General features: G+C 53.2%; 19 protein-coding genes and 1 tRNA gene. 5 read left to right on the top strand and 15 right to left on the bottom strand.

All coding sequences use genetic code 11. The annotated features are described in order from the left end of the window. Window positions 1–69: 69 nt before the first annotated feature. Together AB1F12_RS07810 and AB1F12_RS07805 are read right to left on the bottom strand one after the other, a co-directional pair. A complete protein-coding gene (locus AB1F12_RS07810) occupies window positions 70–2,190 on the bottom strand; it encodes a methyl-accepting chemotaxis protein (protein ID WP_368187939.1) in 2,121 nt (706 codons plus the stop codon). 274 nt (window positions 2,191–2,464) lie between these two features. Then, on the bottom strand, window positions 2,465–3,511 hold the full coding sequence (locus tag AB1F12_RS07805) for an alcohol dehydrogenase family protein (protein WP_368187937.1): 1,047 nt from the start codon (window positions 3,509–3,511) through the stop codon (window positions 2,465–2,467). Window positions 3,512–3,585: 74 nt separating this feature from the next. Between AB1F12_RS07805 and AB1F12_RS07800 the strand changes: the two genes are divergently transcribed. Further along, window positions 3,586–4,110, top strand: a complete 525-nt coding sequence (locus AB1F12_RS07800; RefSeq protein ID WP_368187935.1) for a TetR/AcrR family transcriptional regulator — start codon at window positions 3,586–3,588, stop codon at window positions 4,108–4,110. A 94-nt stretch (window positions 4,111–4,204) separates the two neighbouring features. Here AB1F12_RS07800 and AB1F12_RS07795 read toward each other — a convergent pair whose 3' ends face one another. The 13 genes from AB1F12_RS07795 to AB1F12_RS07735 all read right to left on the bottom strand — a co-directional run bounded on the left by AB1F12_RS07795 (window position 4,205) and on the right by AB1F12_RS07735 (window position 17,637). After that, window positions 4,205–8,626, bottom strand: coding sequence for a calcium-binding protein (locus AB1F12_RS07795; protein ID WP_368187932.1), 4,422 nt, complete (start codon window positions 8,624–8,626; stop codon window positions 4,205–4,207). 275 nt (window positions 8,627–8,901) lie between these two features. Continuing rightward, window positions 8,902–8,978, bottom strand: a tRNA-Arg gene (locus AB1F12_RS07790). A gap of 81 nt (window positions 8,979–9,059) precedes the next feature. Further along, window positions 9,060–10,280, bottom strand: coding sequence for a cysteine desulfurase (locus AB1F12_RS07785; protein WP_368187930.1), 1,221 nt, complete (start codon window positions 10,278–10,280; stop codon window positions 9,060–9,062). Window positions 10,281–10,283: 3 nt separating this feature from the next. Continuing rightward, on the bottom strand, window positions 10,284–10,886 hold the full coding sequence (locus tag AB1F12_RS07780) for a YIP1 family protein (RefSeq protein WP_368187929.1): 603 nt from the start codon (window positions 10,884–10,886) through the stop codon (window positions 10,284–10,286). Next, window positions 10,886–11,380: a YIP1 family protein gene (locus AB1F12_RS07775; RefSeq protein ID WP_368187928.1), complete on the bottom strand. Its 495-nt coding sequence runs from the start codon at window positions 11,378–11,380 to the stop codon at window positions 10,886–10,888. The genes AB1F12_RS07780 and AB1F12_RS07775 overlap by 1 nt, the downstream gene beginning before the upstream one ends. A gap of 5 nt (window positions 11,381–11,385) precedes the next feature. Then, a complete protein-coding gene (sufD, locus tag AB1F12_RS07770; RefSeq protein ID WP_368187927.1) occupies window positions 11,386–12,684 on the bottom strand; it encodes a Fe-S cluster assembly protein SufD in 1,299 nt (432 codons plus the stop codon). Beyond that, the gene (gene sufC / locus AB1F12_RS07765) at window positions 12,681–13,442 is read right to left on the bottom strand and encodes a Fe-S cluster assembly ATPase SufC (protein WP_368187925.1); all 762 of its coding nucleotides are present in this window, start codon (window positions 13,440–13,442) and stop codon (window positions 12,681–12,683) included. The genes sufD and sufC overlap by 4 nt, the downstream gene beginning before the upstream one ends. Window positions 13,443–13,469: 27 nt before the next feature. Then, on the bottom strand, window positions 13,470–14,063 hold the full coding sequence (locus AB1F12_RS07760) for a hypothetical protein (RefSeq protein ID WP_368187923.1): 594 nt from the start codon (window positions 14,061–14,063) through the stop codon (window positions 13,470–13,472). Continuing rightward, window positions 14,056–14,232 carry a hypothetical protein gene (locus AB1F12_RS07755; protein ID WP_368187921.1) on the bottom strand — a complete coding sequence of 59 codons (177 nt, stop codon included), beginning with the start codon at window positions 14,230–14,232 and terminating at the stop codon, window positions 14,056–14,058. The genes AB1F12_RS07760 and AB1F12_RS07755 overlap by 8 nt, the downstream gene beginning before the upstream one ends. Window positions 14,233–14,252: 20 nt before the next feature. Beyond that, the gene (locus AB1F12_RS07750; protein ID WP_368187919.1) at window positions 14,253–14,537 is read right to left on the bottom strand and encodes a hypothetical protein; all 285 of its coding nucleotides are present in this window, start codon (window positions 14,535–14,537) and stop codon (window positions 14,253–14,255) included. 1 nt (window position 14,538) lies between these two features. Beyond that, entirely contained in the window at window positions 14,539–16,050 is a 1,512-nt protein-coding gene (sufB, locus tag AB1F12_RS07745; RefSeq protein WP_368187918.1) for a Fe-S cluster assembly protein SufB, read from the bottom strand. Window positions 16,051–16,059: 9 nt separating this feature from the next. Then, window positions 16,060–17,103, bottom strand: coding sequence for a cysteine desulfurase family protein (locus AB1F12_RS07740; protein WP_368187916.1), 1,044 nt, complete (start codon window positions 17,101–17,103; stop codon window positions 16,060–16,062). A gap of 72 nt (window positions 17,104–17,175) precedes the next feature. Further along, window positions 17,176–17,637 carry an Rrf2 family transcriptional regulator gene (locus tag AB1F12_RS07735; RefSeq protein ID WP_368187914.1) on the bottom strand — a complete coding sequence of 154 codons (462 nt, stop codon included), beginning with the start codon at window positions 17,635–17,637 and terminating at the stop codon, window positions 17,176–17,178. Between the two features lie 246 nt (window positions 17,638–17,883). Here AB1F12_RS07735 and AB1F12_RS07730 point away from each other — a divergent pair, with 246 nt between their 5' ends. The 4 genes from AB1F12_RS07730 (at window position 17,884) to AB1F12_RS07715 (ending at window position 20,309) form a co-directional block, all read left to right on the top strand. Further along, window positions 17,884–18,537: an alpha/beta hydrolase gene (locus tag AB1F12_RS07730; RefSeq protein WP_368187913.1), complete on the top strand. Its 654-nt coding sequence runs from the start codon at window positions 17,884–17,886 to the stop codon at window positions 18,535–18,537. Further along, a complete protein-coding gene (locus AB1F12_RS07725; RefSeq protein ID WP_368187912.1) occupies window positions 18,537–18,764 on the top strand; it encodes a hypothetical protein in 228 nt (75 codons plus the stop codon). Before AB1F12_RS07730 ends, AB1F12_RS07725 begins: the two co-directional genes overlap by 1 nt. A gap of 3 nt (window positions 18,765–18,767) precedes the next feature. Continuing rightward, window positions 18,768–19,364 (top strand): HD family hydrolase, encoded by a 597-nt coding sequence (locus AB1F12_RS07720; protein ID WP_368187910.1) that lies wholly within the window; start codon window positions 18,768–18,770, stop codon window positions 19,362–19,364. Between the two features lie 66 nt (window positions 19,365–19,430). After that, a complete protein-coding gene (locus tag AB1F12_RS07715) occupies window positions 19,431–20,309 on the top strand; it encodes an SDR family oxidoreductase (protein ID WP_368187909.1) in 879 nt (292 codons plus the stop codon). Window positions 20,310–20,344: the final 35 nt, after the last annotated feature.

The following is a 20,344-nucleotide window of genomic DNA, read 5'->3' as shown; positions in this document are numbered from 1 at the left end:
TAAAACCGGTGCGAAGTAAGGAATACGTTCCATTTTCCACCTTCGACACCACATGCTGCAAAGATTAAATCAGGCCGCGACCTCACTTGCGCCTTCGATCGCAGATTGGCCGCCTCCTTTGATAGAGAACTTGGAAACAAGCTCATCCAAATTGTTGGCATGATCATAGAGCATTTGGCTTCCTGCGGCGAATTCCTCTACCGCGGCTGCGTTTTGTTGCGTCACATCATCAAGATGCGCCACACCTGCATTCACTTCTATAAGGTTGCCTGATTGTTCATCTGTCCCAGTGGCAATCTGGGTCACTGTACCTGAAATATCCTCAACATGTGTGGAAATCCCGGTGAGCGCATCGCCTGTTTCACCAACCAAGGTGACCCCATTCGCGACTTCGGCCTGGCTTTCATCAATGATTTCTTTGATTTCGCGCGCGGATTCAGAAGAGCGTTGCGCCAAATTGCGAACATCCATTGCAACAACCGCGAATCCACGACCGGATTCACCCGCACGCGCGGCTTCGACTGCTGCGTTTAATGCCAGCAGGTTGGTCTGAAAGGCAATGTCTTCGATCACTGAAATGATCCGTTCGATTTGGTTTGAAGAGCTTTGAATACGCGCCATCGCATCTGTAGTTTTGCTCACAATCTCCATCGTTTCATTTGCGTGTTTTTGGGCGTCAATCGCGCGTGTTTCAGCGGATTTGGTTTGGTCAGCCGTTTGCTGAACACCTTCAGTGATCTGGTTCAATGACGCAGATGCTTCTTCCAACGTTGCGGCTTGTTTTTCGGTCCGTCTGGCCAACGAATTGGACGAAGATCTGATTTCTTCTGCGCCGAGCTTAATCTCACTGCTGGTGCCGATTACTTCTTCCATGACCAAATTCATGTTGTCCAAGGTCAGATTATAGCTTTCACGCAGAATTTCGTAATCCTGATGCAGCGGTTGATCGATATATTGGGTCAAATCCCCCTCCGACATCTTTGCCAGACCATCGACAAGCAAATCGACAACGCGTTTTTGTTCCTCGTGTTGGGCCATGGCGGCGCGCGCCTCTTCGGCTTCTTTCAGACCATCTTTGAAGGTTTGCAATGTCTTAGCGATATCGCCAATTTCATCACCGCGGCTTGTTCCTTCGATTTCAGACGAAAGGTCGCCCTGCGCAATTTGGCTGATCTGATCTGCAATTGCCGAAATCGGTCGGGCAATTGTCAGGCCGATATAAATACTTGCTAAACATAATAGGACAGTGGCCAACAGCGACAAAACCAACAACCAGCGGCCCATCGCATTGGCCGGCGCCAGCAATTCGCTCATGGCGTCCTCGGCAACCAGCGACCATGTGGTGCCATAAAAACTAATCGCATTAGAAACAGCGAGCACATTGTCTGATGTCAATCCGTCGACACCTCGTAACGTTTGCTGTACGCCGGAAAAGCCATTTTGGAACTGAATGAGATCAGGAACAGGATCCAAGATATCATAATCGCCGTGCATAGAGGGGTTTCGCGCCGTCCCGTCCTGAGCAACCAGAATGATTTCGCCTGTATGCCCCAGACCAAGTGGGTCATTTACAATGGCGACCATGCGATCAACCGGCATCTGAAAGGCCAGAACCCCAATCGTTGTGCCGCGATCATCCACGACAGGCATACTGATAAACGAAGCTGGGGCACCCATGCTGGGAGCATAAGGGCTAAAGTCAATAAAGCTGACTTCACCTTGTTGGTTGGCCACGGCTTGGCGGAACGCCTCACCCAATCCGCTATCGGCAAACGGGCCATTGCGGAAATTGGTGGCAAAGTCCGTTTCCTTAAAAACCGAGTAGACCAAGTTTCCCTGCAGATCGAACAGGAAGATATCGTAGTAACCCTTTGATTGTTGCACAGTTCGGAACGTGCCATGCATATCCCCATGAACCATGTTGTAATAAGAAGGTTGTTCAGCGCGATCCAAAAGATGTTTTTCGCCAATGGGATATGGATTTTCCTCAATATATTGACCTTGCAGAATTTCGCGATGATCCCCCATAACCGCATCCCAGCCAGATGCGAATTCTTGCAACGCGTTTCGTGTCATGCTGCTATCGGCGAGCGACCGAATGTCTGAATCAATAGAAGCAAGCCATTTATCAATCGCCTGTTTGCGCTGCGCAACAATCACTTTGAAGTTGTTTTCCGCTTCGTTGACCATGCTGCTTCTGGCTTCAAAAAAACTAACGCTTGTTAAAACGGCCGCCAGAAGAACGGCGAATAATGTAAAGCAAATTGGCAGTTTATGCGCAAAACGAATGTTATTCATGACGAATTCAACCCTAAAAACAAGTTCTCAAATAGGCATATCTGCGAATGTTTAAAAATTCGAAAACCTCATTAAGGTTGCGGTTTCACCCGACATCCCCCATGCCAAGATGATATAAGTCACTGAAAAAACAAAAATCCGCAACAGGTTTCGCCTTGCGCATCTGTCAGTCAATTTTCAAAACGATCTTACCTGTGTAACCTTTGTTGCCGAACGCCATTTGCGCGGCGTTTATATCTTTCAGCTCAAATTCATGCGCGACCAACGGTTTGATTTCGGATCGTTCAATACGCCCGACAAGGTTGCCAAAAACCTCTGGCTCTAAAACAGTACAGCCAAAGAAGCTCAGATCCTTGAGGTAGAGCGTGCGCACATCCAGTTCGACCATTGGCCCACCGATGGCACCAGCGACGGCATATCGGCCCCCAGAACACAAAACATCCAGCAAATTGGGCCATTTCGCCCCCGCGACCAAGTCAACCACGACGTCGATGCAATTTGCACCCAATTGCGCAACAAGATCAGCATCACGAGGCAATGTTCGGTCCGCGCCAAGGGCCTTGAGCGTGTCCATTTTGGATGGGCTGGTCATCGCGACCACATTTGCGCCCCGTGCATGTGCCAATTGTATCGTGGCCGACCCTACACCGCCGGACGCACCAGTCACCAAAACCGTTTCTCCTGCTTGCAGATTGGCACGTGTTAACATGTTTTCTGCGGTGGAATACGAACAAGGAAACGAGGCCAGTTCGACATCCGTCAAATCGCTGTTGATCGCATAGGCGTGTCGGGTGTCGACCCTTGTAAATTGGGCAAATCCACCGTCGCATTCTGACCCAAAATACCAAGGCGGTGTTTGCGCCACATTGTTGGCAAACCGGATGCAAGGCTCGATCAGAACTCTTTCGCCGACACGGCTGGTATCGACTTTGGTTCCAACGGCAACGATCTCTCCGCACACATCTGCCCCCTGCACACGAGGAAATTCCAGCGGGTTGCCAGACCAAGAGGCATCTGCATCTTCGGCATCACCTTTGGAATACCACGCGGTGCGGGTGTTGATATCGGTGTTGTTCACCCCGGCGGCCGCCACGCGGATAATCACGTCATTTGGCCCGGGTGTTGGAACAGGCAGATTGCTCCGCAGCTCAAGCATTTCTGGGCCGCCATGGCCGTTCAAAACAACGCCGCTCATTAAATTGGGAAGCCCCATGTGAACCTCAAGTAGAATGATCGCTCTACTTGCTTGGGTAGAGCGATTACTCTACTTCGTCAAGCATGAACGATATGATGACCAAAATTGCAGGTGGATTAGAGCGAGCCTTTGCCGCACACGGATTTGCCGCCCCTAGCGTCGAAGATTTGCGCGACGCGGCTGGCGTCAGCCTGCGCACCCTTTACAAATATGCCCCATCCCGTGATGCAATGATCCGCATGGCACTGGAACACCGGCATCAACGGTATCTGATCCAAATATTTGGCGCTGCATCCGGATCATCACAGCAAGGTGTGAACGAGACCCTTGACCGCGTAGCAGATTGGATGCGCACAGAAGCAAGCCATGGTTGCCTGTTTCACGCAGCCGTGGCGTCGGCACCTGATGACCCTTGCTTGCGCAAATTATTAGAGCAACACAAGACTGAGGTGTCGAAAATGGCCGTTGCAAGGGCCGGAACCGATATCAACGCCAATGATCTATTGGTGATCATCGAGGGATTAACGCAAGCGTGGCCCTTGTCCAAAGATGCGGCTTTATCCAGTGCCAAGCGCCTCGCACAGCTCGCCGAGGGCAAACCAAACGATCAAAGGTGATCTGCCTTAAAACAGCGTTAAAGAGATATCGGATTGAGTTTGCATCATCACGACATCAAAAGCCGCTGTTTTCGCGGTTTTGTGACTTCAATCCCTAAAAAACAAAGTCGCTGTCGTCGAGTTGAGACACGTTCGCGTTTAATACCCGTATCAACTGCCCCGCCCCAAGGGAAAGTAAAACATCGTTGCCAGACTGGGTTGCCAAAGTGAGGATATGCGACGTTTCAGAAACGCCCGCAAATCCGGAAAAGTCAATTATATCAACCCCGTTCTGCCAGTCGCTCACAATATTGGAGCCAATGGAACCGGCGAACACAAACCGATCCACACCTGCCCCGCCAAACAGGACGTCAGATCCGTTGCCGCCATTCAAAACATCATTGCCTGTGCCCCCCAGCAATGTATCCGCACCGTCGCCGCCTGCCAAATCATCGTCGCCGCCTTCGCCGAACAACTGATCCCCCGCAGCACCGCCGTTGATTGTGTCAGAACCAGCATTCCCATGGATGACATCAGCACCCCCACCCCCAAGAATTGAATCCGCGCCAAGACCTCCGTCGATTTCATCGGTCCCATTGCCGCCTTCGATTGTATCAAGACCGGCGCCACCGCTGATGGAATCCGCGCCTGCTCCGCCGAACAGATCGTCGGACCCCACCTGACCGTTGATTGTATCATTGCCAGCCCCGCCATTCATGACGTCATTGCCGCGACCACCAATCAGGGTGTCATTATCAGCGCCGCCATCCATCGCATCATTGCCGTTGCCACCATTGAGCACATCATTGCCAGCCCCCCCAGACAGGCTGTCAGACCCGAACTGCCCCAAGAGCGTATCGGCACCTGCCCCGCCATAAAGGCTATCATTGCCGAAAAATCCGCTGAGCTGGTCATCGCCGGTTTCACCATAAAGCCGATCAAACCCATTGCCGCCATTGAGCACATCAAGCCCATCGCCACCATAAAGCCAATCACCCGCAGCCCCACCAGACAGCGTATCATTGCCCGCGCCTCCGGTGAGGTGATCCGCCCCCCCCAGCCCGTTGACCACGTCGTCGCCATTGGTGCCAACCATTGTGTCACTGTTGCCGCCCCCATTGGCAACACTGCCAGTGATATCGAAGGCAAGCTCATATGAGCCATACACATTCCCAGTCACACCGATAAAGTAGGTGCCCGTCGTGGTGGCCGTGCCCTGAATGACCCAATGGCTGGAATCCGACAAAGCCGGGTCAGTCACTGCCAACAGCGTTCCGCTGCTATCATACAGGGAAACATCGCCACTATAGATGCTGTCTTCGGTGACTTCTAATCGATAATCTTGGCCCGCAACCAAAGAAATTTCGACCCAATCGCCGCCCGTCACCCCGTCAAGGTCATCATCACCCAAGTTGATTGTCCCGCGGAATGTTTCCCCAGAATCAAGCGCATACATGGTGTCGGTGCCAGCAGTTGCATCTGCCAATTCATGAATGGTGGCGGTCGCTATGGAGGTTTCAACTGCGATGGAATAGCTGCCATAATATCCGCTGTTTTCGACCGCCACATAATAGGTGCCTGACGTCAGAACCGTGCCTTCGATCACCCAATTAGACGAATCCGTTAAGGCGATATCCTCAGTCGCAAACAGCATCCCAGAACTGTCATACAACGCCAAATCCCCGTTGATGATGGTGCCTTCTGTGAGTGTGAAACGATAGGTATCCCCTGCCGTGAGGGACACTTCGATCCAGTCTCCTGCGGTGTTATAATCATCCGCATAGTTCAGGGTGCCACCAAAGCTTTGTCCGACAGCGATTGAATAGCCGGTTGTGATGTCGTCTTGCGCGTCCGTTAGTTCGGTGACGTCGTTCGGCAACGTCACCGCGTCAAATTCGATGGTATAGCTGCCGCTATAAGTGCCTTCGACGGCGACAAAATACGTGCCGGTCGTCAGGGCTGTGCCTTCGATCACCCATTCGCTTGAATCCGTCAACGCGGCGTTTTCGTTGGCAACCAACTGACCCAAACTGTCATAAAGACGGATGTCGCCGTTAATGATTGTGCCCTCGGTCAACTGGAACCGGTAATCCGTCCCCGCCACCAATTCCACACGAATCCAGTCGCCGGTCTGATGATCCAGATCCTCGTTGTTCATATTGCCACGAAAGGATTCACCAACCGACAACGTATATGGGGTGTCGGTGCTGCGCGGCGCATCGCGCAGTTCTGTCAAATCGTCCGGTAACGTCACTGCATCAAATTCGATGGTATAGCTGCCGCTATAAGTGCCTTCGACGGCGACAAAATACGTGCCGGTCGTCAGGGCTGTGCCTTCGATCACCCATTCGCTTGAATCCGTCAACGCGGCGTTTTCGTTGGCAACCAACTGACCCAAACTGTCATAAAGACGGATGTCGCCGTTAATGATTGTGCCCTCGGTCAACTGGAACCGGTAATCCGTCCCCGCCACCAATTCCACACGAATCCAGTCGCCGGTCTGATGATCCAGATCCTCGTTGTTCATATTGCCACGAAAGGATTCACCAACCGACAACGTATATGGGGTGTCGGTGCTGCGCGGCGCATCACGCAGTTCCTGCAGATCAACCGGCAACGTCACCGCGTCAAATTCGATGGTATAGCTGCCGCTATAAGTGCCTTCGACGGCGACAAAATACGTGCCGGTCGTCAGGGCTGTGCCTTCGATCACCCATTCGCTTGAATCCGTCAACGCGGCGTTTTCGTTGGCAACCAACTGACCCAAACTGTCATAAAGACGGATGTCGCCGTTAATGATTGTGCCCTCGGTCAACTGGAACCGGTAATCCGTCCCCGCCACCAATTCCACACGAATCCAATCGCCGGTCTGATGATCCAGATCCTCGTTGTTCATATTGCCACGAAAGGATTCACCAACCGACAACGTATATGGGGTGTCGGTGCTGCGCGGCGCATCACGCAGTTCCTGCAGATCAACCGGCAACGTCACCGCGTCAAAATTGATTGTGTAGGTGCCGCCAAGGGTGCTTTCGAAGATCACATAATAGGTGCCCGTTTCAAGGGCGGTGCCTTCGATGATGTGGTTGCTGGCATCGGACAGGGCCGCGTTTTCATGCGCCACCAGACGCCCTTGTGCATCATAAAGCCGGATATCCCCGTTCGCGATTGTCCCTTCCAGCACAGAAAACCGGTAATCCTGACCAGAGGTTAGCGACACTTCGAACCAGTCGCCATTGTCCAGGATCCCAATATCCCCGCTTATCGATCCGCCAACCGCAAGTGTTCCGCCCTCTTCGATCGCTGCGTCGCCAAGGTGGTCATACCGATCTGACAACACGCTAAGCGCCGCAATCGGAGCGACAGGAATGACTGATGTGAGCCCAGTGCCCCACGTGCCGCCATCCAGTGTGTCAGCGTGATCCAACGCGTTGGACAATAGGGTCTGATAGCTTGCCGCAATTGATGCAAGGTTGTCATATTGGGCAAATTGCGCGGCTTCGATCTGCCACGGCGTCGACTGTCCGAGGGATACGATATCGACCAACGTGCGCGCGCCTTCGGTGAAATAGGCCAGCATTCCGGCAGAGGACCCACCGATGTTAAACAAGTCCTGCGTGATGGTAATCAGGTTGGCGACCACATCGGTGATTTCAAGCGCGTTCATGGTGATCGCATCGTCAAGGAAACGTCGCGATAGGTCGGTCAGGTTTGGATCATCAACGGTGTCAGCCAGCGCCAATTGTTCGGTGATAATCGTCACCACGGTTGTCAGTTCGGACACCAGATCAAAGACCGCCTGAACGCGCCCCGTAACAGGCACGCCTGTCATGATGGTTTCAACACTGTCGTAGGACGCTAAAATCGCGTTTATATCTTGCAACATTCCCACGCTGGTGGATGCAAACGTTGTCGCATCTGGGTTGGCAAAAGCATCGGCCAAGCGGCTGCCGATGGACGTCATTTTGTCGCTGACCACAAAGCAGAATTGCGAAACGGCTGCCACCTGAACCAATGACACGCCCAGATTGCTGGCCACCTCGTCAAAGAACACATTTGTTAGATTGTCGATTTCGTCCGTAGCGCCTCTAAAAATCGCGTCCAAACCACCAGCCGTCGTTGTAATCGCGCTGTAAAAGGCGGTGGAAACGCCGGATGTTGCCTCCCAGAGGATGGCAAATTCAGCGGACCAATAATCCCGGTACCCCGGCGTAGCATCGTCAAAGACAGTGTCGATCTGGGTTTGGATCGACGCGGTTTGCGACATGAAACTATCGTAGTAGGATGGATCATTGGCCTGCAGATAGCTTTCTAACGCCTCAATGTCGGTGGTTGCCTCAAAGAACGCATCGATTTGATAGGCTACGATTTCAATGTCTGTCACAAAGGCGTGGACGTCGATCCCGTTGTCAAAGAAATTGTTCGGATCAATCGCGACGCCGCTCAGCGCGGCCAGCGACGCGACATCGTCGCCGGGAATTGTAGACAGATCCAGGGAAACAAATGCGTTTAGGTGGTCTCGTACAGAAGAATACATTTACGTAACCTTACTCATTAAATTTTCGTTAACATTTCAGATGTTGCTCAGACTAGCAAGAACGCAAACAGGCAAGGCAACACTGGCCCCCCTCATTTTGTACGGGTCGCATTTGTCGCCACATTCACACGAAAAGGCCTGTCATTCATTGGAATGCGCTGGTTTGACGCGCGCGAAAACTTCTTAGCCTTTGGTTTGAAAACCAAAAGCAAAGGGGCGCGACGATTTCATGCCTGAATCAACAGGTCGCACATCGTTTAAGTGGTTGATAAGAATGGCGGACCCAAGAGGATTCGAACCTCTGGCCTCTGCCTTCGGAGGGCAGCGCTCTATCCAGCTGAGCTATGGGTCCACTGTGGCGATCTATAGCCGGGGCGATCCGGGGCTGCAATGGCTTTTCAATGCGGCCCCGAATTTTGATAAACAGACAGGTCTAGGCGAACAAATCGTGGCACAGATTTAGCGCATCGACCAACACGTCAACCTCGGCCTCAGTATTATAAAGCCCAAAGCTGGCGCGGCATGTGGCGGTCACCCCCAAATGCTGCATCAAAGGCTGCGCACAATGATGCCCTGCCCGAACGGCAACGCCTTTTTTATCCAAGACCGTAGAAATGTCATGGGCATGCGCCGCCCCATCCAAAGTGAAGCTGAAAATCGCCCCTTTGGTGGCGCTATTGCCCTGAATATTCAGCCAGTTTAGACCTGACAAACGCTGAGTTGCGTAGTCGCGCAACCGCGCCTCATGGGCCGCAACATTGTCCATCCCCAACGCCATCAGGTACTCCAGCGCAACGCCAAACCCGATGGTTTGCACGATGCCCGGTGTGCCCGCTTCAAACTTCATCGGGGGGTCGTTCCATGTCACCGCATCACGGGTCACGTCACGGATCATATCGCCCCCCCCCATAAAGGGACGCATTTCGGCCATGCGCGCCTGTTTCACATAAATAGCGCCAGACCCGGATGGGCCATATAATTTATGCCCGGTAATTACGTAGAAATCACAGTCAATATCCGTCACATCCACGGGGGCATGTACCGATCCCTGAGATCCATCCACCAGCACGGGAACGCCGTGTTCATGGGCGCCTGCGCAGATCGACTTTACGTCCACCAAGGTCCCCAAGACATTCGACATTTGCGTGATCGCAATCAGTTTCGTTTTCGGTGTGATCGCATCCAAAACAGCCTGCGGATCCAGATCACCATTGGCATCCACATCCACCCATTTCAGCACCACACCCTGGCGTTCGCGCAAAAAATGCCAAGGCACGATATTGGCGTGATGTTCCATCACCGACAGGATGATTTCATCCCCGGCCTGCAGGCGTGGCATCGCCCAGGAATAGGCGACCATATTGATGCCTTCGGTGGTGCCCGAATTCAGGATGATTTCGTTTTCGTCCCGCGCCCCTAGGAACCGCGCAATGGTGCCGCGCACGGATTCATATTTTTCAGTCGCCAAATTGGACAGATAATGCAGGCCACGATGCACATTGGAATATTCCATTGCATAGGCTTGGGTGATGGCATCGATGACCGCACTTGGTTTCTGTGCAGATGCGCCATTGTCCAGGTAAACCAACGGCTTACCGTTTACTTCGCGGGATAGGATTGGAAAATCGGCCCGGACGTTATCAACATCGTACATCGTTCAACCGCCTCCTGCGGCCGCGCCAACACCGATCAGCGCTAATATAAGGGATAGGCCCAGAACCGAACCGGCAAACGCAATAAACAAGGTCAAAACCGCGCGGCCCACATTGTCGAAATTCAGCATGACATCCGTGAAAATCACATAACCGCGTAGGCCAATAACAAAACGGGCAACCGTCGCAATCACACCCAACAAAGGCGACACAAACGTAAGCAACAATTGTGCGCCCAGCAGAACAACCATCACAAAGTTCAACCACGCCGTCAGCATGATCGCGTCCGAAAATCGCCCCTGACCGCCCAGCATCAAACCCGTGTAAAAAACAGTGAACACTGAAATAATCAGCATCCCCCCCGATATGATCGAAAACGTAATCGGCGTTAGGACAATCCCCGGGAATATTGAATCGTAAACCTCAGGCACCAGATAGGCCCCGACTCCGACAAACAGGCCATTCAATGTGATGGCCAGAACCATCAGCAACCACCCGATATCCCGCGAAAAGTGCAGCGCGACAATCGACTGGGCAACGCTGCGTGGATTTGTGATGGTTTGCAGACCGAAATCTAACAAATGTTGGCGCGTACTTGCGGATGGCATTATTCAGCTCCGAACGTTTTCTGGGTTTCGGCCACGATTAAGCCCCTGACCCAAAACGCAAAAAACGCAACGACCCAAAGGAACGTCGTCAATTGCAACGCCGGGCTAACCCCGATGAAACCGGCCACCATGCCACGTAGCAACGTCAATGGTGTCACGGCCAACAGTGCCCAAACCAAGGCAAAACGCGCATCAATCCAGCGGCCTTTGCCCCCGAAAAAACCTGCGATCACATGGCTCAGCGCTGCGATTAAATAGAGAATGATCGGCATCACCACCACAAAGAACAGCCCGCTCCAAAACAGGCGGGATGACAGTGGAATGGACGGGTCCAAAAACGCTTCTCGGGATTGAAATGGCGTTTGCGCAACAAAGATCAAGACGCAGGTGATCAACGTCAGGTAGATCAACGTTCCGTCATCCATTCCATCATCCAGCAGCCGCCGAACCACCCGGCCCGGCCGCCGCCACGTTGCCACGATATCCTGTGTCACCGACATTATTTTGAATGCCGGTCCAGCCAGCCTTCCAGCCGGTCACGCAGATCATCAGACAGGCGTTCATCTTCGATCTCTTCCAGCGCTTCGGCCAAAAATGCCAATGTCAGCAGGTTCACAGCGTCCACTTCGGGCACACCACGTGATTTCAGATAAAACAGCGCTTCGTCGTCGATGGCACCGGATGTGGACCCATGTGAACAGGCCACGTCATCGGCGTAAATTTCCAGCTCTGGCTTGGCCAGGAACCGGGCATCGTCATCCAACAACAACGACTGGGATTTCTGATACCCGTCGGTTTTCTGAGCGCCCTCTTTGACCAGGATTTTGCCCTGAAAAATGCCCGTCGCACCGTTGCGCAGCACCTTTTTGAACACTTGGCGGCTTTCACATGCTAGCCCCGCATGTGTGATAAAAACCGTGTCATCATGGTTAAAATCATCACCGTCGCCCAAGGCAGCACCTGCTATATGCGCGGTGGCATCATTGCCAACAATGTCGATCCACGCCTCGTTGCGGGTCAACACGCCGTTAACCGTCAGCGTAAAGCTTTTGAAGGTGCTTTCGGTGCCAATACGCGCAAACAAACCGGTCAATGCCCGGCGTTCATGATCGCGTCCCTGTGCACGTACATGGTTAAAGGTTGCGCCGTCAGCGACGGACACTTCCATGCCTTTGGACAGGCGCGCAGCCCCCGGACCATTTTCCAGAATGGTTACATTCGCACCTTCTTCGACCTTGACCAAATGGTGTAACACCACATCAGAAGCATCTGATTTATGGAGGTAAATCAGATTGATGGGTTTGCTCGCGGCATCCGTTGCACGGATCACGATCCCATCTGTGGCCATGGCCGTATTCAGCGCATGAATGGGGCGTTCCACAACCTCATGACTGTCGGCTTCTAAGGCGCCATACATGTCTTTGGCCCAGTGAATATCCGTCGCCATCACATCCGACAGGCGTTCAATGCTCACCCCTTCCAATGACAGATCATCAGAGGCATCCGCGTCAAACACACCATCCACAAACACGATTTTCAGACGGTCGATCCCATCAAAAACCGGGGTTTCGTCGGACTGAAAAACAGCGGCTTTGGGGGCCGTGTCAGAGGTTAACGATGCCGGGTTGGTCCATTTCCAATATTCGTCCTGACGATTGGGCAGACCCATATCCAGCACACGGGCCAGGGCCGCCTGACGCAGATCATTCGCCCAACCTGCCCCTGCGGGCAGCGACAGGCCGTCAACACGGCTTTGGGCCGCGTCCTGTTTGGCTTGTTTTAAGGCAGCGCGTCTCATTGGGCGGCCACCTCGGCCAGCAGATCGCCATAGCCGTTTTGTTCCACTTCCAGAGCCAGCTCTGGACCGCCGGTTTTTACGATTTTGCCATCAGCCATGATGTGCACGACATCAGGTTTGATATGGTCCAACAGACGTTGGTAATGGGTGATCACGAGGAATGTGCGTTCTTCGTTGCGCAGCGCATTCACGCCTTCGGACACCAGTTTCATTGCGTCCACATCCAACCCGGAATCCGTTTCGTCCAAGATGCACATCTTGGGCTCTAGCATCGCCATCTGTAGGATTTCGTTACGCTTTTTCTCACCACCAGAGAAACCAACATTGACCGGTCGTTTCAACATGTCGGCGTCGATTTTCAGGGTTTTCGCCTTGGCACGGATGGTTTTTAGGAAATCACCGGCGCTCAGCTCTTCTTCTCCGCGGGCTTTGCGCTGTGCATTCACGGCGGTGCGCAGGAAGGTCATGTTGCCCACACCCGGAATTTCGACCGGATATTGAAACGCAAGGAAAAGCCCAGCCGCGGCGCGTTCTTCGGCTTCCAGTTCCAACAGATCCTCGCCGTCCAGCGTAGCGGTTCCACCGGTCACTTCGTATCCGTCACGGCCGGACAAAACATAAGACAAAGTGGATTTACCAGACCCGTTCGGCCCCATGATCGCGTGCACTTTGCCCGGCTCCAACACCAGATCAACACCTTTGAGGATTTGCTTATCCTCATCTTCAAGTTTGACTTCCAGACCTTTGATATTCAGCATTTTCTCTCCTAAAAACCCTTTTGGGTCTCAGCGTTTTTTCGCAAATTCAGTTATGATTTTCAGCAGGTTTTCGGGTTTGATCACCTGCGGTGTCAGATCAAAGCGCGCCATGCGCCCGCGCGTTTCAGTGCGGGGCACAAAATCTTCGACCATGTGATAGTGTTCGCGATCGATATAATCGTCGAAATAAAGCGTCACCGGTTTGGTGATGCGAAACAGGGTGGCCAGAAAACACGCGGTGCGAAACCGCCCATCCACCAACACAACATCGGGATGTTGAAAGGTTTCTAAATCCCATATTTTCAACGGATATTTGGGCCATTTTCCGTGGGTTTCATTTTTGGTCGGCGTGCCCCATTTGCCGGTCGGGCCGACCCAAACGGGCTGAATATGCACGTCGGATTTGGTTTCATTTGCATCAAACCAATCCTGCATCATTCCGGCCCATTTCCGATCACTTTCCACCGAAAAAATGGTTTTCTCACCCATTTCAGCGCCCATCACCGTGGAACCACCGGACCCATATTCCAAGATCACATTGGCCTCGGCATAGGCGCTGCGCAGCCAATCCGCCTCTGCTTCGGGCATGGTTAAAACGGGACGTTCGATAATGTCAGTCATTTTTACGTCCCATCACAAATCGCGCAAACAGCGACCCCAAAAAGCCCGAAAGAAAAGACAGCACGATGACCGGCGCAAGCGGTAACATGCCGGCCAATTTGTCGATCAAAACGACAAAGCCTGCGCAAAACGCACCCGTTAATGCGGCTGATGTCAGGGCGATACGCATTTATAAATTCCTCACCCTGATCATTTTGACGCCTTAGCAGGATTAATCTGCACAGTACGCATTGCGCGTTGGAACATTTTGCGCCCGATATATGCGCCGATTGCCAAAGCCAAAACCAATTGGACAAAAACAGTCATCCAGGAAAACGGCACCAACGACAACAACAGGAACGCGATCAGTGAAACACAGGCAAAAACCGTGATGGCAGGATGGAATCCAAACCGCGCGGTTTTTGTCCCGTTTTCGATCTCATTGAGCATTTGCTCAAATTCCTGAACCGGTTTTGTGTCGTCGACGGGGTGCATTTTAGCCCACTGATCCTTCCAAAGAAATCGCCACAAGTTGTTGAGCTTCCATCGCAAATTCCATCGGAAGCGCTTGTAGAACCTCTTTGGCAAAGCCGTTGACGATCAGCGCGACCGCCTCTTCTTCGTCCATGCCACGCTGGCGACAATAGAACATCTGTTCGTCATCCACCTTGGATGTGGTTGCTTCGTGTTCCACACGCGAAGAATTGTTGCGCACCTCGATATACGGCACGGTATGGGCCCCACATTGATCACCAATCAACAGGCTGTCACATTGGGTATAGTTGCGGCTGTCTTTGGCTTTTGGATGCATCGACACCAGCCCGCGATAGGTGTTTTGCGCCCTGCCCGCGCTGATGCCTTTGGACACGATGCGCGACTTGGTGTTTTTGCCCAGATGCACCATTTTGGTGCCCGTATCGGCCTGCTGCATGTTGTTGGCGATGGCGATGGAATAAAATTCACCCTGGCTGTCATCCCCGCGCAGAATACAGGACGGATATTTCCACGTCACAGCGGACCCGGTTTCGACCTGAGTCCACATGATTTTGGCGCGATCACCGCGGCAATCGGCCCGTTTGGTCACAAAGTTATAAATGCCGCCTTTGCCGTTTTCATCACCTGGATACCAGTTCTGAACGGTCGAATATTTCACTTCGGCATCTTCTTCGATGATGATTTCCACCACCGCCGCATGCAGCTGGGCCACGTCACGTTGCGGCGCGGTACAGCCTTCTAAGTAGCTGACATAGCTGCCTTTATCGGCGATGATCAATGTGCGTTCAAACTGACCGGTATTTTCAGCATTGATCCGGAAATAGGTCGACAATTCCATCGGGCAGCGCACGCCGGGCGGCACATATACAAATGAGCCATCCGAAAACACCGCCGAATTCAGCGTCGCATAGAAATTGTCGGATGCAGGCACCACAGTGCCGAGGTATTTTTTGACCAATTCGGGATGTTCACGGATCGCTTCTGAAATCGAACAGAAAATCACGCCGGCCTTTTTCAATTCGGCCTGAAATGTGGTGCCCACAGACACGCTGTCAAACACAGCATCTACAGCAACTTTGCGCTCTTCTTCGGGGGCTTCGACCCCCGCCAGCAACGCTTGCTCTTTTAATGGAATACCCAATTTGTTGTAGGTTTCCAGCAGCTTGGGATCCACTTCGTCCAGCGATTTGGGTTTCACTTCCATGGATTTGGGGCGGGCATAATAATACTGATCCTGAAAATCAATCTCAGGATATTCCACCAACGCCCATGTAGGCTCTTCTAGGTTTTCCCAACGCGCAAACGCCTCAAGCCGCCAATCGGTCATCCATTGAGGTTCTTCGTTTTTGTCGGAAATCAGTTTTACGATGTCTGGATTCACGCCTTTGGGGGCGTATTCCATTTCGATCTCGGTTTCCCAACCGTATTTATAAGTGCCTGATAATTCACGCACCGCATCGACCGTTTCCTGATCAACGCCTTCTTTTACTTCGATTTTATCAATCGCAGACATCTTCTCTCCTCAGGCCGCTCTTTGCGCGTGCCGCTTATATGTTCGTTCCCAGGCCGTGGCGAACTGCTCGACCTCATCTTTTGTGGTTTGCGGTCCCAACGAAACGCGGATGGCGCTGGACGCCTGCATTTCATCAAATCCCATGGCCAACAACACTTTGCTGGCCTTTACCTTGCCGCTGGAACAGGCCGATCCGGCGCTGACGGAAAACCCAGCAAGATCCATATTCATCACTTGCGTTTCTCCTTTCCAGTTTGGGGTTATAAAATTGCTGGTATTGGGCAGGCGGGCCGCCCCTTTCCCGACAAAAATAGTCTCTTTTGACGCCGCTGCAATGGCCTCTTCCATGAAATCGCGCAATGTCGCGATCCGATCCCATGTGCCATCACTTTGATCTTGCGCCGCAGCTTGGGCCGCAGCCCCCATGCCTGCGATACCAATCACGTTTTCAGTGCCCGCCCGACGCCCCATTTCCTGACCGCCGCCACGCAATTGCGCCGCCACATCCAGACCACGTTTGACGATCAAGGCACCGACACCTTTGGGGCCGCCAAATTTATGCGCTGACAGCAATGCCATTTGCGCGCCCGACCACGCAAACGACCATGGCACACGCCCAACCGCCTGCACCGCATCCACCAAGGCAAGGCCCTGTGGCAATTCCTGCAAAATCCCGGTTTCGCTATTGGCCAATTGCACGGCTGACAGGCTTGGATCGGTGATTTCTATCCGCCCGTTGGCATCCACCGGCAGGGTCGGGTCGGCCCAGACCTGCACACAATCATGTTCCACACCGGCACAGGACAGGTCCCGCCCCGCCAACGCCAATGCCGCCGCTTCTGATGCGCCCGAGGTAAAGATCACCTCATCCGCATGACACCCAACCGCCGCGGCCACCTGCTGGCGGGCCTTTTCGATAATGCCTTTGGCGGCGCGTCCTTCGCCATGCACACTGGATGGATTGCCGATCACCCCCATCGCCGCGATCATCGCATCGCGCGCACAACTGCGCAGGGGCGCGGTTGCATTATGATCCAAATAGGTCCGGATCATGCAGGCCACCCACAGCTTTGAGCGATGCTCAAAGCACATCCAGCGCGCAGAATGCGCCCATTTGGATCACGCTCACTCATCATCCACCACCTCAAACAAGGTTGGCACGGCCGGACAAGGCACCAATTCATTGCTGATCACATCTGACAAACGGGTCTGGTGCAAATAGACATAAACATGGGCCGACAGGCCTTCCCACAGTCGGTTGGTCAGGGATTGCGCCCGTGATCCGGATGCGGCACCCGACGCGCCTGCCCCTTTGTGCATCGCATCCACGGTTTCATCCACGGCGCCTAAAATTTCGGACACACGGATATCACTGGTGGGGCGCGCCAAACGATACCCGCCGCCGGGTCCGCGCACAGATTCAACCAGCTCTGCGCGGCGTAATTTCACGAACAATTGTTCCAGATAGGCCAGTGAAATATCCTGCCGTTTGGAAATTTCCCCCAATGAAACAAGCGCACCATCCGGCTGCAGCGCCAGATCAGACAGGGCGACCATTGCGTAACGACCTTTGGTGCTCAGCTTCATCGTTTCCCCCGTCCGATTTACGGCATTGTGACCCTTTTGGGGCCCATTCCCCGGCTAAGGGGCCAATTTCATTACCCGTTTGAGCCAGAATTATCGCCCAAATGGGCCATTTTCATTGACGTTACCACTCAGCAGATTTAACTGCTTTCCTGCAACCGGGCCCAAAGATCCCGGATTTAGAATCCTTCTAAGGTGCCTGAGTGTTTTCGTCAACATGTCGGCACCCTCCTAATCAGGGACGCCAAAATGCCCGAAGTCATCTTTCCCGGCCCAGAGGGTCGGCTCGAAGGCCGCTACCATCCACAAAAGGATCGTGATGCGCCCATTGCCATTGTTTTGCATCCGCATCCGCAGTTTGGCGGCACGATGAACAATCGCGTCGTCTATAATCTGCACTATGCGTTCTATAATATGGGCTTCACTGTATTGCGGTTTAATTTCCGCGGCGTTGGCCGGTCACAGGGCGAATACGATCAGGGTGTTGGCGAATTGTCTGATGCGGCATCTGCGCTGGACTACCTGCAATCCATGAACACAAATTCCAAACATTGCTGGGTTGCTGGCTTTTCGTTTGGGGCTTGGATCGGGATGCAATTGCTGATGCGTCGCCCGGAAATCACCGGTTTCATCAGCGTCTCGCCCCCGGCCAATATGTATGATTTCAGCTTTTTGGCGCCCTGCCCGTCCTCTGGTTTGATGATCAACGGATCTGCTGACCGCGTGGCCCCGCCGCAGGACACCACCAATTTGGTGAACAAGCTGCACGAACAAAAAGGCATCACCATCACCCACGAAGAAGTCGACGGCGCAGGCCACTTCTTTGAGGATCCTTATATGGATGGGATGATCGACAGCGTAACAGGCTATGTGCGCCGCCGCCTGACGGAAAACACCCGGTAATGAGCACGCTTGATACACTTGCGGCGGATCTGGCGCTGGAGGTTCTGAAAGTTCAGGACGCCACAGGCCAGGACCGCCTATATGTTGAGATTGGCGAAGTGCTCGCAGCGTCGTCTCAATCCCTAGAAGAAGCCTTTTTGACCGAAATCAGGATGCGTCTTGCTGCTCGCAAGGCCCACGATTTCCTGAACGCCCGCGCCAAATCTCTGGCCGCAACGCAGGATTAGCATATGGATCGCATTTCAGCCCAACTGGCCTTTTTGATTGAGGCCGACAGGCTGAAATCGGTTCTGCGCGCCACCAAGCTTTGCGATAAATCACGCCGCGAAAACACGGCTGAACACAGCTGGCACATCGCGCTCTATGCGTTGGTAATGGCCGAACATGCGACCCGCCCGGTGAATGTGGACCGCGTGATCAAAATGCTGTTGCTGCATGATTTGGTTGAAATCGATGCCGGTGACACCCCTATTCATGGCGCTGTGGATGCGGATCATCAGGCCGCCATCGAACAAAAAGCTGCGGATCGGATTTTTGGGCTTTTGCCTGCGGATCAAAACGCCGAATTCCGCGCCCTCTGGGAAGAATTCGAAGCCGCGCAATCCGATGATGCAGTCTTTGCCAAATCCATTGATCGCGTGCAGCCGGTGATTTCCAATCTGGAAACCGATGGCGGCACGTGGCCAGAATATAACGTCACCCCGGATCAGCTTGAAACGCGCGTCGGTGTCAAAGTGCGCCGTGGGGCCCCTGCCATTTGGGACGCCTTAAAGACCCGAATTGACCTGTGGTTTACCCAAAACAGGCCCGGCTCCGTCAAAAAGTAAAAAAACAATTGTACTTTTTGAAAATTGTTCTACCTCTGTCCCGGAAACAGGACAGAAAGATCAAACATGTCATCTATAGATAAAACCTTTGTTGTTACCGGCGCTTCCACCGGGCTTGGGCTCGCCATTGCGGTACAGGCCGCCAAGGCAGGGTTTCGCACCTTTGCCACCATGCGCAACCCGGCCAAGGCCGACAAATTAAACGCCGCATTATCAGATGCTGGTGTCAGCGCAGACATCGTGCAGCTGGATGTGCAAGATGATGCAAGCGTTGAAAATGCGATTGCGCAGATCATTGAGAAAACTGGAAAAATTGATGTTCTGGTCAACAATGCCGGGTCTGGGTTTGTACGCAACATTGAGCAAACAGACATCAAAACCATTCAGGACGTCATGGATGTTAACTTTACCGGTGTGGTGCGCACCACCCGCGCAGCCCTGCCGCATATGCGGGCTGCACGTGCAGGTCATGTGATCAACATTTCGTCCGTTGGTGGTCTGGTTGGCCAGCCGTTCAACGAAATCTACTGCGCGGCAAAATTTGCCGTCGAAGGCTTCACCGAAAGCCTTGCCACTTATGTTGGATCGACATTTGGTCTGCATTTCACAACCGTTCAGCCCGGCGGCATTCGGTCTGAATTTGCTGATCGTGCCTTGAAACAGGTTATGGATACCGGCGGCATGCTGGATGACGAATATCTGCCCGTTTTGCAGGCCTATGTCAGCGGTGCCCAAAGCCGCGCCGAAGAGGCAGGCCTGTACCAAACCGTGGATGAAGTGGCAGAAGTCGTGCTGAATTGCGCCCTGTCCGACACGCCCCCTATTCGCTTGCGCACCTCGGATTGGGGTGAAAAATTCTGTGCGCTGAAAACACAGGCTGACCCAGATGGGCATCTGCAAAACCAAGCGGTCATCAACCGTTTTTTAACCACGCCCGACGCATAAAACCGGGATATAATACGGGGGAACATCGCGGTGTT

The organism is Aestuariibius sp. HNIBRBA575, from assembly GCF_040932005.1.
Lineage (GTDB): Bacteria > Pseudomonadota > Alphaproteobacteria > Rhodobacterales > Rhodobacteraceae > CANLNM01.
The sequence above is the reverse complement of the archived record's forward strand: the minus strand, read 5'-3'. Positions and strand labels throughout refer to the sequence as shown.

What these genes read in the sequence shown, in the direction of transcription:
- sufC (WP_368187925.1), bottom strand. Translation starts at nt 13,442, where the DNA reads ATGCTGAATATCAAAGGTCTGGAAGTCAAACTTGAAGATGAGGATAAG.
- AB1F12_RS07800 (WP_368187935.1), top strand. Translation starts at nt 3,586, where the DNA reads ATGATGACCAAAATTGCAGGTGGATTAGAGCGAGCCTTTGCCGCACAC.
- AB1F12_RS07725 (WP_368187912.1), top strand. Translation starts at nt 18,537, where the DNA reads ATGAGCACGCTTGATACACTTGCGGCGGATCTGGCGCTGGAGGTTCTG.
- AB1F12_RS07730 (WP_368187913.1), top strand. Translation starts at nt 17,884, where the DNA reads ATGCCCGAAGTCATCTTTCCCGGCCCAGAGGGTCGGCTCGAAGGCCGC.
- AB1F12_RS07755 (WP_368187921.1), bottom strand. Translation starts at nt 14,232, where the DNA reads ATGCGTATCGCCCTGACATCAGCCGCATTAACGGGTGCGTTTTGCGCA.
- AB1F12_RS07720 (WP_368187910.1), top strand. Translation starts at nt 18,768, where the DNA reads ATGGATCGCATTTCAGCCCAACTGGCCTTTTTGATTGAGGCCGACAGG.
- AB1F12_RS07785 (WP_368187930.1), bottom strand. Translation starts at nt 10,280, where the DNA reads ATGTACGATGTTGATAACGTCCGGGCCGATTTTCCAATCCTATCCCGC.
- AB1F12_RS07780 (WP_368187929.1), bottom strand. Translation starts at nt 10,886, where the DNA reads ATGCCATCCGCAAGTACGCGCCAACATTTGTTAGATTTCGGTCTGCAA.
- AB1F12_RS07740 (WP_368187916.1), bottom strand. Translation starts at nt 17,103, where the DNA reads ATGATCCGGACCTATTTGGATCATAATGCAACCGCGCCCCTGCGCAGT.
- AB1F12_RS07810 (WP_368187939.1), bottom strand. Translation starts at nt 2,190, where the DNA reads ATGGTCAACGAAGCGGAAAACAACTTCAAAGTGATTGTTGCGCAGCGC.
- sufB (WP_368187918.1), bottom strand. Translation starts at nt 16,050, where the DNA reads ATGTCTGCGATTGATAAAATCGAAGTAAAAGAAGGCGTTGATCAGGAA.
- AB1F12_RS07760 (WP_368187923.1), bottom strand. Translation starts at nt 14,063, where the DNA reads ATGACTGACATTATCGAACGTCCCGTTTTAACCATGCCCGAAGCAGAG.
- AB1F12_RS07735 (WP_368187914.1), bottom strand. Translation starts at nt 17,637, where the DNA reads ATGAAGCTGAGCACCAAAGGTCGTTACGCAATGGTCGCCCTGTCTGAT.
- AB1F12_RS07750 (WP_368187919.1), bottom strand. Translation starts at nt 14,537, where the DNA reads ATGCACCCCGTCGACGACACAAAACCGGTTCAGGAATTTGAGCAAATG.
- AB1F12_RS07795 (WP_368187932.1), bottom strand. Translation starts at nt 8,626, where the DNA reads ATGTATTCTTCTGTACGAGACCACCTAAACGCATTTGTTTCCCTGGAT.
- sufD (WP_368187927.1), bottom strand. Translation starts at nt 12,684, where the DNA reads ATGAGACGCGCTGCCTTAAAACAAGCCAAACAGGACGCGGCCCAAAGC.
- AB1F12_RS07805 (WP_368187937.1), bottom strand. Translation starts at nt 3,511, where the DNA reads ATGGGGCTTCCCAATTTAATGAGCGGCGTTGTTTTGAACGGCCATGGC.
- AB1F12_RS07715 (WP_368187909.1), top strand. Translation starts at nt 19,431, where the DNA reads ATGTCATCTATAGATAAAACCTTTGTTGTTACCGGCGCTTCCACCGGG.